This is a genomic window from Streptomyces sp. JLBT605, from assembly GCF_058215555.1.
On sequence record NZ_CM177087.1, the window covers coordinates 933,177 to 948,683 of the forward strand.

The following is a 15,507-nucleotide window of genomic DNA, read 5'->3' on the forward strand; positions in this document are numbered from 1 at the left end:
GTGATCAGAGCCGGATCCGCGGTTCTCAGACCGTGATCAGTGCCTCCAGCGGGGCGTCCTTCAGCTCGGTCTCCAGCCGGCGGCGGCCGTCGAGGAAGCCGAGCTCCATCAGCACGGCGAGCCCGGCGACCTGGCCGCCGGCCCGGCGGATCAGCTGGAGCGAGGCCTCGGCGGTGCCGCCGGTGGCGAGCACGTCGTCGATGACCAGGACGCGGTCGCCGGGGGCGAGCGCGTCGGCGTGGATCTCGATCTCCGCGGTGCCGTACTCCAGGTCGTAACGCTGGCCGAGCGTGGCGCCCGGCAGCTTGCCGGCCTTGCGGACCGGTACGAAGCCCAGGCCGGCCCGGACCGCGACCGGCGCGGCCAGTATGAAGCCGCGGGCCTCCAGGCCGACGACCTTGTCGGCGCGGTGCTTGACGCACAGGTCGACCAGCGCGTCGGTCAGCGCGCCGAACGCCTGGGCATCCGCGAGCAGCGGGGTGATGTCCTTGAACATCACGCCCGGCTTGGGGTAGTCCGGCACGTCCACGATCCGGCTGAGCAGCAGCTCACGCAGCTCCTCGCTGCCCACCGCGCTCATCGGCGCTTGCCCGAGGGCCGGCCGCGTCCGCGGTTGCGGGAGGCGGGCTGACGGCGCTGGCCGACGACTCCGGCGGTGGCGGCGTCCTCGTCGTCCGCGCCCTCCGGGTCGTCGTCGGGATCGTCGGCCTCGTCGGCCTGGCCCCCCGCGTCCTGCTCGGTGGCGGAGTCCGCCTTGGCCGAGGCCGAGGCGCGCTTGGCGCGCACCCGCTTGGCCAGGGCCTTCATCTCCGGGTCGCGCTCCTTGAGATCGGCCACCAGCGGGGTGGCGATGAAGATCGAGGAGTACGCACCGGCGGCGAGACCGACGAACAGCGCCAGCGAGATGTCGTTGAGCATGCCCGCGCCGAGCAGACCGCCGCCGATGAACAGCAGCGCGCCGACCGGGAGCAGCGCCACGACCGTGGTGTTGATGGACCGCACCAGGGTGCTGTTGAGGCTGCGGTTGGCGACCTCGCTGTAGGTCCAGCGGCTCTGCTTGGTGAGGTCCTTCGACGCTTCCTTGAGACCGTCGAAGACGACGACGGTGTCGTAGAGCGAGTAACCGAGGATGGTCAGCAGACCGATGACGGTGCCGGGGGTGACCTCGAAGCCGACCAGCGCGTAGACACCGACGGTGATGGTGAGGTCATGGATCAGCGCGATGAGGGCCGCCAGCGCCATGCGCCATTCGAAGGCCATGGCGAGGTAGATCACCACCAGGACCATGAAGATCGCCAGGCCCTTCCATGCCTTGTTGGCGATCTCCTCACCCCAGCTCGGGCCGACCAGCTGCGTGTCGATCTTGTTGATCGGCACGTCGAGCTTCTCGGCGAGCTCCTTCTGGACCGGCGCGGCCTCCTTGGTGTCCAGGTCGCTGATCTGGATCCGCAGCTTGCCGCTGCCCAGCTTCTGGACGACGGCGGTGTGCCCGCCGGACGCCGCCTCCGCGGTCTCCCGGGCCTCCGAGGTGGAGATGCTGGTGTTGGGCGGCGTGGTGAAGACCGCGCCGCCGGAGAACTCGATGCCCATGTTGAGGCCGCGCACCGCCAGGCCGACGATGGCCGTGATGGTGATCAGGATCGAGATGCCGTACCAGATCTTCCGCTTGCCGACGAAGTCGTAGCCGACCTCGCCTCGGTAGAGCCTGGCGCCGAGGTTTCCGAGCTTGGACATCTCACGCCTCCTTCGGGTCGACGGGGGCGGAGGGACGACGCCGGTCACGGCGCAGCGGCGGCTTGGCCCCCAGGCGCTTGGGGTCCAGGCCGGACCAGGGGTGACCGCCGGCGAAGAACTTCTTCCTGGCCAGGATCGTCATCAGCGGCTTGGTGAAGAAGAAGACCACCACGACGTCGAGCAGCGTGGTCAGACCGAGCGTGAAGGCGAAGCCCTGGACCTTGCCGACGGTGACGACGAAGAGCACCGCGGCGGCGAGGAAGGACACGAAGTCGGACACCAGGATGGTGCGCCGGGCCCGCGGCCAGGCGCGCTCCACCGAGGGGCGCAGCGTGCGGCCCTCGCGGATCTCGTCCCGGATGCGCTCGAAGTAGACGATGAACGAGTCCGCGGTGATACCGATGGCGACGATGGCGCCGCAGACGGCGGGCAGGTTCAGCGCGAAGCCGATACCCGGGCCGAGCAGGACCATGATCGTGTAGGTGAGGGCCGCGGAGACCGCGAGGCTCGCCAGGGCGACCAGCGCCAGGCCGCGGTAGTACACCACGAGGTAGAGCACGACCAGGGCGAGGCCGATGGCGCCGGCGATCAGACCGGCCCGCAGCTGCTCGCTGCCGAGCGCCGCGGAGACGGTGGTCTGGTCGACGATGTCGAAGGTCAGCGGCAGGGCGCCGTAGGACAGCACGTTGGCCAGGTCCTTGGTCTCCTGCTGGGTGAAGCGGCCGGAGATGGTGGCGTTGTTGCTGATCGTCTCCGTGACCCGGGGGTCGGAGACGACCTGGCCGTCGAGGACGATGGCGAAGCGGTTCTGGCCCTCGGGCAGCTTGGCGAGCTCGCTGGTGACATCGGCGAAACGCTTCGAGCCGCCGCCGGTGAAGTCGAGCTTGACGATCCAGCCGCCGCCCTGCGGGTCGTAGACCGAAGAGGCGTCGTCGACGTCAGTGCCCTCGACCTTGACCGGGCCCAGCAGGAACTTGCGAGGGTCCTTCTTCGACTCCGCGCAGGAGACGATCGGGTCCTCGTTCCGCGCCGCGGCGGCCTTCTCGCCGGCGAGGGCGCGGGCCTTGTCGGTGGTGCAGTCCAGCGCCGCGAACTGCTTGGCGATGTCCTCCTGGGACGGCTTCGACGGCTCCTGCTTCTTGCCGTCCTTCGCCGCCTTCGGCTTGTCGGAGGCCGTGGGCGTGGCACCCGGCTTGGGCGTCTCGTCGGCCTTCAGGCCCTCGCTGACCGGACGGCCCTGGGTGGTGGCGGTGGGCGTGGGCGTGGCGGTCGCCTTGCCCTTGTCGGCCCCAGCCGCCTTGTCGCCCTGCTTGTCCTTGTCCGCGGCGTCGCGGCCCTTGTCAGCGCCCTTGTCCGCGCCCTTGTCCTTGTCAGGGCCACCGGGCGGTGTGGTCGGGGTGCCCGGGGCGTCCTGAAGCACCGGGCGGAAGAACAGCTGGGCGGTCGTCCCGACCTGCTTCCGCGCCTGGTCCGCGTTGGTCCCCTTGGGGATGTTCACGATGATGTGCTTGGAGCCCTGCGTCTGGACCTCGGCCTCGGACACACCCAGACCGTTGACCCGCCGGTCGATGATGTTGACCGCGGTCTGCATGTTGTCCGAGTTGATCGCGTTGGGCTTGCCGGGCTGGTTCTTGGCCTCCAGCGTGAAGCTGGTGCCGCCCGCGAGGTCGATGCCCAACCGCGGTGTGGTGTGACCGGAGAGGAACATTCCCCCGGTGAGTGCCACGATGGCGATCAGGATCACGACCAGGGCGCGCCCGGGCCTGCCCTGGGTCCCAGAGGACCTGCGACCCTTCTTCGGTGCTGCCACCTTCTCGTATCTCCCTGTCCAACCGCCCGCGTCAGCTTCAGCCGGGCGGCCACGAAGTGTTGTGGGGACGGGCCCCCGCCGGAGCCTAGACCGTCCGGGAGCCGTGACGCACCGAGCGGGGGTGCGACACGGCTCCGGGAGCGGGACTTACTTCGCGTCGGCGTCGCCCTTGCCGTCCTGAGGCTGGGCCTGCTCGGCGTCCGCCTTCGACAGGTCGGTCTTCTTGACCTCGTCCTCGACCTCGTCCGCGACGGAGTCCTCGGCGCCGGTCAGCGAGGAGGCGTCGTCGGGGACGACGGGAGTGTCGGCGTCGGTGTCCTGGTCGGTGGCGGCGTCGGGGTCGATGCCGTGCACGATGCGGTTGTACTCGTCGTCGTCGAGGACGGCACCCACCGCGTTCTTGGCGTAGAAGGCGTGCACACCCGGAGCGACCTCGAGGAGGACCGCGTCGTCGTGGACCTCCTTGACCGTGGCGTACATGCCGCCGATGGTCCGGACGCCGGAGCCGGGCTGCATCTGCTCACGCATCTGCACCGCCTGGCGCTGCTTGTTCTTGGCCGACCGGGTCATCAGGAACATGGCCCCGATGAGCACGATGAACGGCAGGAGAGTCACGATATTCACGGGACGGAATTTCCTTCGCACGACCGCGGGGGTGCGGCCTGATCTACGGGGGTGGGCATGCCGCACAGTGAAGGACGGCATCGGCGGAGTCTAAGCGAGCCCGCGCTCAAGGAACAACGCCCAGCATGGCACCGCAGTTCCTGGCCGGACCAGTCTCCGCGCCGCCACGGATCAGTCACGCTTCGAACAGACCGGTCTGCCCGGCGCCGCCGGAGCCCTGCTGGGGCGGGGTCAGGCCGAGGTGCGCCCAGGCGGCGGGGGTGGCCACCCGCCCGCGCGGCGTACGGGCCAGCAGCCCCTCGCGGACCAGGAACGGCTCGGCCACCTCCTCGACCGTCTCGCGCTCCTCCCCCACGGCCACGGCCAGCGTGGACAGGCCGACCGGGCCGCCGCCGAACAGCTTGAGCAGCGCGGTCAGCACCGCGCGGTCGAGCCGGTCCAGACCGCGGCCGTCGACGTCGTAGACGTCAAGGGCGCGGGCGGCGACCTCGCTGGTGATCACTCCGTCCGCCTTGACCTGGGCGTAGTCGCGCACCCGGCGCAGCAGGCGGTTGGCGATCCGCGGGGTGCCGCGGGACCGTCCGGCGATCTCGGCCGCACCCGGGGCCTCTATGACGAGGTCCAGCAGCCGGGCCGAGCGGTGGATGACCCGCTCCAGCTCGGGCGCGGTGTAGAACTCCATGTGGCCGGTGAAGCCGAAGCGGTCGCGCAGCGGCGGCGGCAGCAGGCCGGCCCGGGTGGTGGCGCCGACCAGGGTGAACGGCGGCAGCTCCAGCGGGATGGCGGTGGCGCCGGGGCCCTTGCCGACGATCACGTCGACCCGGAAGTCCTCCATCGCCATGTACAGCATCTCCTCGGCGGGCCGGGACATGCGGTGGATCTCGTCGAGGAAGAGGACCTCTCCTTCGGTGAGCGAGGAGAGGATCGCCGCGAGGTCGCCGGCGTGCTGGATGGCGGGGCCGGAGGTGATGCGGATCGGAGCGCCCATCTCGGCGGCGATGATCATCGACAGGGTGGTCTTGCCGAGCCCGGGCGCGCCGGAGAGCAGCACGTGGTCGGCGGTACCGCCACGCTGCCGGGCCGCCTTGAGGACCAGGTCGAGCTGCTCGCGCACCCGCTCCTGGCCGACGAACTCCCCCAGGTCCTTGGGGCGCAGCGCGGCCTCGATCGCCTGATCCTCGCCGTCGGCCGATGAGTCGACCAGTCGCTGATCGGTGCCGGCGTCGGTGTCGTCCCAGTTCATGGAGTGTCTTTCGATGCGCGGTGGGCGGGGGCGGAGGGGATGGGGGTCAGCGGGCGCGGTTGAGGCTCTGCAGGGCGGCCCGCAGCAGCTGGGACACCTGCGGCTCGCCGCCCGCGGCGGCCGCGGCCTCGGCCTGCGGGGTCACGGCGTCGACGGCCTCCTCGGCCTCCCGGCCGGCGTATCCGAGGCCGACCAGCGCGGCGGTGAGCTGCTCCCGCCAGCCGGGGACCCGGCCCGCGGCCGCGCCGGCCGCGGCGCGCCCGGTGCCGATGGGCTCGCCGAGCCGGTCCTTGAGCTCCAGCAGCAGCCGCTGGGCGCCCTTCTTGCCGATGCCGGGGACCGCGGTGAGCGCCTTCTCGTCCCCCGTGGACACCGCGAGCCGCAGGGCGTCCGGGGTGTGCACCGCCAGCATGGCCTGGGCGAGCCGGGGGCCGACGCCGCTGGCGGTCTGCAGCAGCTCGAAGACCTGCCGCTCGTCGTCGTCGGCGAAGCCGTAGAGCGTCAGGGAGTCCTCACGGACCACCAGGGAGGTGGCCAGCCGGGCCTGCTCCCCCAGCCGCAACCCGGAGAGGGTGTTGGGGGCGCACTGGACGGCCATGCCGATGCCGCCGACCTCGATGACGGCGGTGTCCGGGGCGAGGGCGGCCACCGGGCCGCTGACGAAGGCGATCATGTGGTGCCTCTCTGGGATGCCCCGTGCCTGAGGCCCAGGGAGCGTCGTACGGGCGCGGCGCGGTGGGCGTCGACCGCCTGCTGGAGGCGGTTGGTCGCCGGGGAGCGCCAGATGTGGCAGATGGCCAGTGCCAGGGCGTCGGCGGCGTCGGCCGGCTTGGGCGGGGCGTCCAGCCGCAGCAGCCTGGTCACCATCGCACCGACCTGCGCCTTGTCGGCCCGGCCGGAGCCGGTGACGGCGGCCTTGACCTCGCTGGGGGTGTGCAGGGTCACCGGCAGGCCGCGGCGGGCGGCGCAGAGCATGGCGACGGCGCTGGCCTGGGCGGTGCCCATCACGGTGCGCACATTGTGCTGGCTGAACACCCGCTCCACCGCGACGCATTCGGGCCGGTGGGTGTCGAGCCACTCCTCGATGCCCCGCTCTATCGCCACCAGGCGCTCCGGGGTGTCGTCGGTGGCGGGGGTCCGCACGACGCCGACGCCGAGCATGCTCAGCGGGCGGCCCGGCACGCCCTCGACGACGCCGATGCCACACCGGGTCAGCCCCGGGTCCACCCCCAGCACCCGCATGCCTCTCCTCCATGGTCGTGACCTGCGAGCAGGCTACCGAGTGCCACTGACAACACGAGGGCCGACGGGACGTGTGTCCCGCCGGCCCTCGCTGTGGCTGTGGTCAGCCGACCTTCTCCATGACCTCGTCGGAGACGTCGAAGTTGGCGAAGACGTTCTGCACGTCGTCGCTGTCCTCCAGCGCGTCGATCAGCTTGAAGATCTTGCGCGCCGCCTCCTCGTCCAGCTCGACCTGCATGGTCGGGACGAAGTTGGCGTCGGCCGAGTCGTAGTCGATGCCGGCCTCCTGGAGGGCGGTGCGCACCGCGACCAGGTCGGTGGCCTCGCTGATGACCTCGAAGGTCTCACCGAGGTCGTTGACCTCCTCGGCACCCGCGTCCAGCACCGCGCCCAGCACGTCGTCCTCGGTCAGCTCGCCCTTGGGGACGATCACGACGCCCTTGCGGTTGAAGAGGTACGAGACCGAGCCCGGGTCGGCCATCGAGCCACCGTTGCGGGTCATGGCGACGCGGACGTCGGAGGCGGCACGGTTGCGGTTGTCGGTGAGGCACTCGATGAGCACCGCGACACCGTTGGGGCCGTAACCCTCGTACATGATCGTCTCGTAGTCGGCGCCGCCCGCCTCGAGACCGGCACCGCGCTTGATGGCGGAGTCGATGTTCTTGTTGGGGACCGACTGCTTCTTCGCCTTCTGGACGGCGTCGAAGAGGGTCGGGTTGCCCTCCAGGTCGGCGCCACCCATGCGGGCCGCGACCTCGACGTTCTTGATGAGCTTCGCGAAGAGCTTGCCGCGCTTGGCGTCAATCACGGCCTTCTTGTGCTTCGTCGTAGCCCATTTAGAGTGGCCGGACATCCGCCTGTCTCCTTCGCGTAACTCTCTTTGGAACGAACGTCTGCGATCCTACCGGGATCTGCTCAGGCTGCGGCCCGCACCATGTCCACGAAAAGCCCGTGCACCCGGTGGTCGCCGGTGAGCTCCGGGTGGAAGGACGTGGCCAGGACGTTCCCCTGGCGGACCGCGACGGTGTGGCCGTCGTAGGTGGCCAGCACCTCGACGTCGCCGCCGACCGACTCCACCCACGGCGCGCGGATGAAGACACCCTCGACCGGGCCGCCTTCGATACCCGCGACGTCGATCGCGGCCTCGAAGGACTCGTTCTGCCGCCCGAAGGCGTTACGGCGCACGATCATGTCCACGCCGCCGATGGTCTCCTGGTCCTCCCGCGCGTCCAGGAGCTTGTCCGCGACCATGATCATACCGGCGCAGGTGCCGTAGACCGGCAGGCCGGATCGGACCCGCTCGCGCAGCGGCTCCAGCAGACCGAAGATCGTGGCGAGCTTGGACATGGTGGTGGACTCGCCGCCGGGTATCACCAGACCGTCGATCTCGGCGAGTTCTTCGGGCCGGCGGACCGGACGCGCCAGGGCGTCTGCCGCGGCCAGCGCGACCAGATGCTCTCGGACGTCGCCCTGGAGGGCGAGGACGCCGATGGTGGGAGTGGACACGGGGTGGAACCTCTCGAACGGATCGAAGCTGTGGCAGTCCGGAAACCGGGACAGCGGTGGACGGCCCGCGGCCTTGAGCCGGGGGCCGTCCGGAGCCAAGGCGCCGCGCGGACGCCTTGGCTCACCAGCCGCGGTTGGCGTAGCGCTCGGCCTCGGGGAGGGTGTCGCAGTTGATGCCGACCATGGCCTCGCCCAGGTTGCGGGAGGCGTCCGCGATGATCTTCGGGTCGTCGTAGAAGGTGGTGGCCTTCACGATCGCGGCGGCACGCTTGGCCGGGTCGCCGGACTTGAAGATGCCGGAGCCGACGAAGACGCCCTCGGCGCCGAGCTGGCGCATCAGCGCGGCGTCGGCCGGGGTGGCCACGCCACCGGCGGAGAACAGCACGACCGGCAGCTTGCCGAGCTCGGCGACCTCCTTGACCAGCTCGTACGGGGCGCGCAGCTCCTTGGCCGCGGCGTACAGCTCGTTGTTGTCGAAGCCGCGCAGCTTGGCGATCTCGTTCTTGATCTGGCGCAGGTGGCGGACGGCCTCCACGACGTTGCCGGTACCGGCCTCGCCCTTGGAGCGGATCATCGCCGCACCCTCGGCGATCCGGCGCAGGGCCTCGCCCAGGTTGGTGGCACCGCAGACGAAGGGGGTGGTGAAGGCCCACTTGTCGGAGTGGTTGACCTCGTCGGCCGGGGTGAGCACCTCGGACTCGTCGATGTAGTCCACGCCGAGGGACTGGAGGACCTGGGCCTCGACGAAGTGGCCGATGCGGGACTTGGCCATGACCGGGATCGAGACGGCGTTGATGATGCCCTCGATCATGTCCGGGTCGGACATCCGGGCCACGCCGCCGTCCTTGCGGATGTCGGCCGGCACCCGCTCCAGCGCCATGACGGCGACGGCGCCCGCGTCCTCGGCGATCTTCGCCTGCTCCGGGGTGACGACGTCCATGATCACGCCGCCCTTGAGCTGCTCGGCCATGCCGCGCTTGACGCGCGCGGTGCCGGTCGCGGCAGCCTCGTCGGGGCGGGGCGTGGTGGGAAGCGTGCTGGACACGGTTTGACCTCACTTGATGACGAAAAAGAGCGCTGAGCGCCGGGCGTCGCTGTCACCCGGACGAGCCAATCGTAGGCTCGTTCGAGGCCCGCTCCTCGATCGCCAACCGGTCCAGGTCGCAGGCGCGACTGTTACACGACAGACAAAACCGTTCGGGAGCCTGCCGCGACAAGGGCCAATCCGGGGCCGGTGGCTCGTGCCCGGGCATCGGCGCAGCTCAGCAACGAGGCCACCACCCGCCAGGTGGTCAGGCCACGCGCTCCACCAAAGCGGCGGGCGGCTCGTCGTCCATCTCGAAGGCCATCGGGAACGGCGCGTGGCCGGCCAGCCGGAACAACCGCACCGTGCGGTGCCTGCGCAGCGCGCGCGCCGAGCGCACCGCGTCGTTGTGGAACCGCCGGGCCATCGGCACCCGGCGCACCGCCTCGGCCAGCTCCCCCAGCGCGCTGTCGCCGCCCGGTTCCTGCTGCACCGCCTCGACCTGCGCCGACTCCTCGAACACCGCCCGCAGGGTCTGGCTCAGTTCGCTCTCGGCGACCTCCCGGTGGTCCTCCTCTGCCTGCCGGGCGGCGTGCGCGGCCTCGTAGAGCACGATCGAGGCCGCGGGATCCAGCACCCCGGCGGTGGCCAGCTCCTGGGTGACGGAGGCGCGGCGCAGCAGCTGGGCGTCGAGTGCCGCCTTCGCCGCGTCCAGACGGCTGTGCAGCCGGTCCAGGCGGCCCGCCGTCCAACTCAGATAGACGGCGACGAGGACGAGGGCGACCGCGATCCAGATCAGAGTGCTCACGGCCCGTAACGGTATCTCCCCTGGACTGCGACCGGACCGCGCCCCCGAGCGCGCGCATGGCCGACATCCCGACCGGTACCGCGCTCAGTGCACCCACCGGCGGAAGGGGGCGTACCGGGGCACTCCCCGCAGAACGGTGAACCAAACGGACGTCCACCCCGCGATCAGGCCGCGGGGTTCACCGTTTGAGGAGATGCCCCGGTGGGCCCCCGACCCCCCACGACGGCAGGCACAAGCGACCGACCGCAGGCCCACGCGCCAGCGCTAATCGCGGGCCATCCCCCACCGCGTACGGGGCCGGCTGCGCTCATCCGCGGCCACCGAGGCCGCCCCGTCGGTCACCGTCTCGTACACCGCGAGGATGTCCGCCCCGACCGTGGACCAGTCGAAGCGGCGCACATGCCGGCTGCCGCGCTCGCTGAGCTCGGCACGGCGCTCCGGGTCGCCGAGCAGCCGCAGCACGGCGGCGGCCAGCGCGTCGGCGTCCTCGTTGGCGAACAGCTCGCCCGCCGCGCCACCGTCCAGGACCTGGACGAAGGCGTCCAGATCACTGGCGAGCACGGGCGCGCCGGCCGACATGGCCTCGACCAGGATGATGCCGAAGCTCTCGCCGCCGGTGTTGGGCGCCACATAGACATCGACGCTGCGCAGCAGCCGCGCCTTGTCCTCGTCGCTGACCATGCCCAGGAACTCCACCCGGCCGCGCATCTCGGGCGGCAGGCTCGCCACCGCCTCCTGCTCGTCGCCGCGGCCGGCGACCAGCAGCCGGGTGTCGGGCCGCTCGGCCAGGATGCGCGGCAGGGCGCGCATCAGCACCGGGAGGCCCTTGCGCGGCTCGTCGATGCGCCCGATGAAGCCAAGAGTCGGGCCCGCCACCCCATCGAGCACGGCACCCGCCGCCCCATCGTGCGCGGCCCCCGCCAGGGCGCGCCCCGCCCCGGCGACCTGCTCGCCGCGCGCCTCCGGCGACTGCCACTCCTTCCGGGGCTCGGCGCGGGCGAAGAAGTCGACGTCCACGCCGTTGGGGATGACCACCGCGTCCCCGCCCAGGTGCTCGACGAGGGTGCGCCGGGCGTACTCGCTCACCGCGATCCGCGCCCTGATCTTCTCCAGCGCGGGCTGCAGGATCGGATAGGCCGCGATCATGGCGCGGGAGCGCGGGTTGGAGGTGTGGAAGGTGGCCACGATCGGCCCCTGGGCGGCCCAGCAGGAGAGCAGACCGAGCGAGGGGGACGCGGGCTCGTGGATGTGGATGACGTCGAAGGCCCCGTCGTGCAGCCAGCGGCGCACCCGGGCGGCGGAGAGGAAACCGAAGTTGAGCCGCGCCACCGAGCCGTTGTACGGCACCGGGACGGCGCGGCCGGCGGAGACGACGTACGGCGGCAGCGGTGTCCCGTCGTCCGCCGGGGCGAGCACGGACACCTCGTGACCGCGCCGGATCAGGTGCTCGGCCAGGTCGCGGATGTGGAACTGGACGCCGCCGGGGACGTCCCAGGAGTACGGGCAGACGATCCCGATCCTCACGCTTTCTCCGTTCCGTCGGCTGCCGGGGCCGGGTTCCGCGAGCCGTCGGGGTCGAGGTCCGCGAGCCACAGCCGTTGGAGCATGTGCCAGTCCTGCGGGTGGTCCGCGATCCCGGAGGCGAAGGCGTCGGCCAGCTCCTGGGTCATGGCCGCGACCTTCTCGGCCCGGGTGCCGTCCTCCGGCACCTCGATCGGCGGGTGGACGCGCCCCCGCATGATCGGGGTGTCGTCGTACCAGAGGGTGACCGGCAGCAGCAGGGCGCCGGTCTGCGCGGCCAGCCGGGCCGGGCCCGCGGGCATCTTGGCCGCCTCGCCGAAGAACGTCACCTCCACGCCGGAGGCGGACAGATCGCGGTCGGCGACCAGGCACACCAGGCCGCCCGCGCGCAGCCGCCGGGCCAGGGTGCCGAAGGCGCTGCCGCCGGTGTGCGGCAGCACCTCCATGCCCAGGCCCTGCCGGTAGGCGACGAACCGGTCGTAGAGCGTCTCGGGCTTGAGGCGCTCGGCGACGGTGGCGAAGGGCACCCCCAGCTTGGTGGTGACCCACGCCCCGGCCAGGTCGTAGTTGCCCATGTGCGGCAGCGCCAGGATGACGCCCCGGCCGGCGGCCAGCCCGTCCACCAGGTGGTGCACGTCGGCGGGGTCGAATCCGTCCTTCATCCGCTGCCGGCTCCAGGCGGGCAGCCGGAAGGACTCCATCCAGTACCGCATGTAGGAGCGCATGCCCGCCCGCGAGAGCTCGGCGAGCCGCTCGGGCGAGGCTTCGGGTACGACCCGGGCGAGATTGGCCTCCAGGCGCAGCACGCCCTTGCCGCGCCGCTTCCACACCTGGTCGGCGATGCGCTGCCCGAGCGCCGCGGCCACCGGTTCGGGGAGTCTCTTGACCGTCCCCCAGCCCAGCCCGTACAGCGCGTCGGTCAGCCGCTCCTTCACCGCGCGTCGCCCCCGTGGACCGCCGGCCGCACCTCGGCATCGGCTTCGGCCGCCTCGCGGCGGACGGTGATCACCCGCTGCACCAGGGTGACGAAGCTGCCGGCGGCCACGATCCACAGGGCGATCGGGAGCAGGATGTCGATGTGCGGTACCCCGAACTTGTGCAGTCCGGCGAAACCGCAGGCCACCAGCGAGATGACCAGCCGCTCGGCCCGCTCTACCAGGCCGTTGACGTTCACCGGGAGCCCGATGGACTCGCCGCGCGCCTTGGTGTACGAGACGACCTGGCCGCTGGCGAGGCAGAAGATGCTCACCGCGCACAGCACGTTGTCGTCGCCGTTACCCGCGTACCACAGCGCCAGTCCGCCGAAGATCGCGCCGTCCGCGACCCGGTCGAGGGTGGAGTCCAAAAAGGCGCCCCAGCGGCTGGAGCGGCCCAGCTGGCGGGCCATGTTTCCGTCGACGAGATCGGAGAACACGAACAGCGTGATGGTGACCGTGCCCCAGAAGAACTCGCCCTGGGGGTAGAAGACCAGCGCACCCGTGATCACACCGCCGGTCCCGACGAGGGTCACCGCGTCGGGGCTGACGCCGAGGCGGATGAGCAGGGCGGCGAACGGTGTGAGAACACGCGTGAAGAAAGCACGCGCGTACTTGTTCAGCATGGCCTTCCCGGAGGGTCGTATCGGGCCGCGTGGTCATGCGGCCACCGGCTGGCCCATCGTAGTCACGCGCGCGGAGCACCATGCGAACGCATCACGATACGCCCGGGTGTGCGCCATATGGACGACTGGTGACGTCGGTGGAAAGCTCGAAGTACCGCAGGTGTCGACCGGGAGGCGAGACACATGGGCGTCAAGACGAGTACGCACCCAGGGGCCGCCGGAGGTGCAGTGGCGGCCGACCGGCCCAGCTCCGTGAGGAACGTGGTGCTGGTCGGCCACAGCGGCTCCGGAAAGACCACACTGGTGGAGGCCCTCGCACAGGCCACCGGCGCGGTGAACCGGGCCGGCCGGGTCGAGGACGGCGGCTCCATCTCCGACTACGACGAGATCGAGCACCGGCAGCAGCGCTCCGTACAGCTGTCCCTGATCCCCGTCGAATGGGACGGGATCAAGATCAATCTTCTGGACACCCCGGGCTACGCCGACTTCGTCGGAGAGCTGAGGGCCGGTCTGCGAGCGGCGGACGCGGCCCTCTTCGTCGTCTCGGCCGCCCAGGACTCCACCGGCATCGCCGGTGCCACCCGCATGGTGTGGGACGAGTGCGCGGCCGTCGGCATGCCGCGCGCGATCGTGGTGACCCACCTGGAAGCGACCCGGGCGGGCTTTACGGAGATGACCGAGATATGCCGGGAGGCGTTCGGCGGCGACGATCCGGACGCCGTGCTCCCGCTGTATCTGCCCCTGCACGGTGAGCCGGGCCCGGACGGTCACGCCCCGGTCACCGGGCTGATCGGACTGCTCAGCCAGCGCGTCTTCGACTACGCGCCCGGAGTGCGCAGCGAGTCGGCGCCCACCGGCGAGCACGAACCGCTCATCGCCGAGGCCCGCGGCAGGCTCATCGAGGGGATCATCGCCGAGAGCGAGGACGAGACCCTGATGGACCGCTACCTGGGCGGCGAGGAGATCGACGTCAAGACGCTCGTGGAGGACCTGGAGAAGGCCGTCGCGCGCGGCACCTTCCATCCGGTGCTGGCCGCCGCGCCCGCCACCGACGGGGCCAAGCAGGGACTGGGCACGGTGGAGCTGCTGGAGCTGATCACCGGCGGCTTCCCCACCCCGCTGGAGCACCCGGCCCCCGCCGTCACCACCCCCGAGGGCCGGCCCTGCCCGCCGCTGGACTGCGACCCGGACGGGCCGCTGGCCGCCGAGGTGGTGAAGACCTCCTCCGACCCGTACGTCGGCCGGATCTCCCTGGTGCGGGTCTTCTCCGGCACACTGCGCCCCGACGAGACCGTCCATGTCTCCGGCCACGGCCTGGAGGACCGCGGTCATGAGGACCACGACGTCGACGAGCGGGTCGGCGCCCTGTCCGCCCCCTTCGGTAAACAGCAGCACACCGTGCCGCACGCCATCGCCGGCGACCTGGCCTGCGTCGCCAAGCTGACCCGGGCGGAGACCGGGGACACCCTCTCCGCCAAGGACCGGCCGCTGCTGATGGAGCCGTGGGTGATGCCCGACCCGCTGCTGCCGGTCGCCATCCGGGCGCACAGCAAACCGGACGAGGACAAGCTCTCCCAGGGCCTGGCCCGGCTGGTCGCCGAGGACCCGACGATGCGCCTGGAGCAGAACCAGGACACCCACCAGGTGGTGCTCTGGTGCCTGGGCGAGGCTCACCAGGACGTGGCGCTGGAGCGGCTGCGCACCCGGTACGGCGTGCAGGTCGACATCGTGCCGCACAAGGTCTCGCTGCGTGAGACGTTCGGCGGCGCGGCGAGCGGCCGCGGACGGCACGTCAAACAGTCCGGTGGCCATGGCCAGTTCGCCATCTGCGAGATCGAGGTGGAGCCGCTGCCGGGCGGCTCGGGCATCGAGTTCGTGGACAAGGTGGTCGGCGGCGCCGTGCCGCGCCAGTTCATCCCGTCGGTGGAGAAGGGCGTACGCGCCCAGGCCGCGCGCGGTGTCGCCGCCGGATATCCGCTGGTCGACGTGCGGGTGACGCTGCTGGACGGCAAGGCGCACTCGGTGGACTCCTCGGACGCCGCCTTCCAGACGGCCGGCGCGCTGGCGTTGCGCGAGGCCGCCGCCGGCGCCCGGATCCATCTGCTGGAGCCGGTGGCGGAGGTGCGGGTGCTGGTCTCCGACACCTACGTCGGCGCGGTGATGAGCGATCTGTCCGGACGCCGTGGCCGGGTGGTGGGGACCGAGCAGGCCGGCGGGGGCCTGACCCTGATCCGCGCCGAGGTCCCGGAGATCGAGATCGGCCGGTACGCGATCGATCTCCGCTCGATCTCGCACGGCACCGGCCGCTTCAGCCGCGCGTACGTCCGCCACGAGCCGATGCCGCAGCAGCTCGCGGAGCGCGTCAGGTCCGCTTCGGACGGCTCCGGCTGACCTG

Annotated in this window: 15 protein-coding genes; 1 reads left to right on the forward strand and 14 read right to left on the reverse strand. The window is 71.4% G+C overall.

Features of this window, described 5'->3' with window-relative positions:
- Positions 1-25 precede the first annotated feature (25 nt).
- From AC4BDD_RS04345 to pgsA, 14 genes are all read right to left on the reverse strand, one after another.
- A complete protein-coding gene (locus AC4BDD_RS04345) occupies positions 26-580 on the reverse strand; it encodes an adenine phosphoribosyltransferase (RefSeq protein WP_490689630.1) in 555 nt (184 codons plus the stop codon).
- Complete coding sequence (secF, locus tag AC4BDD_RS04350) at positions 577-1,734, reverse strand: protein translocase subunit SecF (protein WP_490689631.1); 1,158 nt, start codon at positions 1,732-1,734, stop codon at positions 577-579. The genes AC4BDD_RS04345 and secF overlap by 4 nt, the downstream gene beginning before the upstream one ends.
- Position 1,735: 1 nt before the next feature.
- Positions 1,736-3,544 (reverse strand): protein translocase subunit SecD, encoded by a 1,809-nt coding sequence (gene secD, locus AC4BDD_RS04355; protein WP_490689632.1) that lies wholly within the window; start codon positions 3,542-3,544, stop codon positions 1,736-1,738.
- Positions 3,545-3,691: 147 nt separating this feature from the next.
- A complete protein-coding gene (gene yajC / locus AC4BDD_RS04360) occupies positions 3,692-4,168 on the reverse strand; it encodes a preprotein translocase subunit YajC (protein ID WP_490689633.1) in 477 nt (158 codons plus the stop codon).
- Positions 4,169-4,343: 175 nt separating this feature from the next.
- Entirely contained in the window at positions 4,344-5,411 is a 1,068-nt protein-coding gene (gene ruvB, locus AC4BDD_RS04365) for a Holliday junction branch migration DNA helicase RuvB (RefSeq protein WP_490689634.1), read from the reverse strand.
- 46 nt (positions 5,412-5,457) lie between these two features.
- A complete protein-coding gene (gene ruvA / locus AC4BDD_RS04370) occupies positions 5,458-6,084 on the reverse strand; it encodes a Holliday junction branch migration protein RuvA (RefSeq protein WP_490689635.1) in 627 nt (208 codons plus the stop codon).
- Positions 6,081-6,653 (reverse strand): crossover junction endodeoxyribonuclease RuvC, encoded by a 573-nt coding sequence (ruvC, locus tag AC4BDD_RS04375; protein ID WP_490689636.1) that lies wholly within the window; start codon positions 6,651-6,653, stop codon positions 6,081-6,083. Before ruvC ends, ruvA begins: the two co-directional genes overlap by 4 nt.
- Before the next feature lie 103 nt (positions 6,654-6,756).
- Entirely contained in the window at positions 6,757-7,506 is a 750-nt protein-coding gene (locus AC4BDD_RS04380) for a YebC/PmpR family DNA-binding transcriptional regulator (RefSeq protein WP_490689637.1), read from the reverse strand.
- A gap of 62 nt (positions 7,507-7,568) precedes the next feature.
- Positions 7,569-8,159, reverse strand: coding sequence for a pyridoxal 5'-phosphate synthase glutaminase subunit PdxT (gene pdxT / locus AC4BDD_RS04385; RefSeq protein ID WP_490689638.1), 591 nt, complete (start codon positions 8,157-8,159; stop codon positions 7,569-7,571).
- 121 nt (positions 8,160-8,280) lie between these two features.
- Positions 8,281-9,129, reverse strand: coding sequence for a pyridoxal 5'-phosphate synthase lyase subunit PdxS (pdxS, locus tag AC4BDD_RS04390; protein WP_236239615.1), 849 nt, complete (start codon positions 9,127-9,129; stop codon positions 8,281-8,283).
- Between the two features lie 322 nt (positions 9,130-9,451).
- Positions 9,452-9,991 (reverse strand): hypothetical protein, encoded by a 540-nt coding sequence (locus AC4BDD_RS04395; RefSeq protein WP_490689639.1) that lies wholly within the window; start codon positions 9,989-9,991, stop codon positions 9,452-9,454.
- A 264-nt stretch (positions 9,992-10,255) separates the two neighbouring features.
- Positions 10,256-11,515, reverse strand: a complete 1,260-nt coding sequence (locus tag AC4BDD_RS04400) for a glycosyltransferase family 4 protein (RefSeq protein WP_490689640.1) — start codon at positions 11,513-11,515, stop codon at positions 10,256-10,258.
- Positions 11,512-12,447 (reverse strand): phosphatidylinositol mannoside acyltransferase, encoded by a 936-nt coding sequence (locus AC4BDD_RS04405; RefSeq protein WP_490689641.1) that lies wholly within the window; start codon positions 12,445-12,447, stop codon positions 11,512-11,514. The genes AC4BDD_RS04400 and AC4BDD_RS04405 overlap by 4 nt, the downstream gene beginning before the upstream one ends.
- Complete coding sequence (gene pgsA, locus AC4BDD_RS04410; RefSeq protein ID WP_490689642.1) at positions 12,444-13,112, reverse strand: phosphatidylinositol phosphate synthase; 669 nt, start codon at positions 13,110-13,112, stop codon at positions 12,444-12,446. The genes AC4BDD_RS04405 and pgsA overlap by 4 nt, the downstream gene beginning before the upstream one ends.
- Positions 13,113-13,295: 183 nt before the next feature.
- On the opposite strand from pgsA, the gene AC4BDD_RS04415 reads away from it, so the two are divergent.
- Positions 13,296-15,503: an elongation factor G-like protein EF-G2 gene (locus tag AC4BDD_RS04415; protein ID WP_490689643.1), complete on the forward strand. Its 2,208-nt coding sequence runs from the start codon at positions 13,296-13,298 to the stop codon at positions 15,501-15,503.
- Positions 15,504-15,507 lie beyond the last annotated feature (4 nt).

Bases quoted from the DNA above. Each gene is read 5' to 3' on its own strand.
- pdxS (WP_236239615.1), bottom strand. From the start codon at position 9,129: ATGGCCGAGCAGCTCAAGGGCGGCGTGATCATGGACGTCGTCACCCCG.
- ruvB (WP_490689634.1), bottom strand. From the start codon at position 5,411: ATGAACTGGGACGACACCGACGCCGGCACCGATCAGCGACTGGTCGAC.
- AC4BDD_RS04380 (WP_490689637.1), bottom strand. From the start codon at position 7,506: ATGTCCGGCCACTCTAAATGGGCTACGACGAAGCACAAGAAGGCCGTG.
- AC4BDD_RS04345 (WP_490689630.1), bottom strand. From the start codon at position 580: ATGAGCGCGGTGGGCAGCGAGGAGCTGCGTGAGCTGCTGCTCAGCCGG.
- ruvC (WP_490689636.1), bottom strand. From the start codon at position 6,653: ATGCGGGTGCTGGGGGTGGACCCGGGGCTGACCCGGTGTGGCATCGGC.
- pgsA (WP_490689642.1), bottom strand. From the start codon at position 13,112: ATGCTGAACAAGTACGCGCGTGCTTTCTTCACGCGTGTTCTCACACCG.
- secF (WP_490689631.1), bottom strand. From the start codon at position 1,734: ATGTCCAAGCTCGGAAACCTCGGCGCCAGGCTCTACCGAGGCGAGGTC.
- ruvA (WP_490689635.1), bottom strand. From the start codon at position 6,084: ATGATCGCCTTCGTCAGCGGCCCGGTGGCCGCCCTCGCCCCGGACACC.
- AC4BDD_RS04415 (WP_490689643.1), top strand. From the start codon at position 13,296: ATGGGCGTCAAGACGAGTACGCACCCAGGGGCCGCCGGAGGTGCAGTG.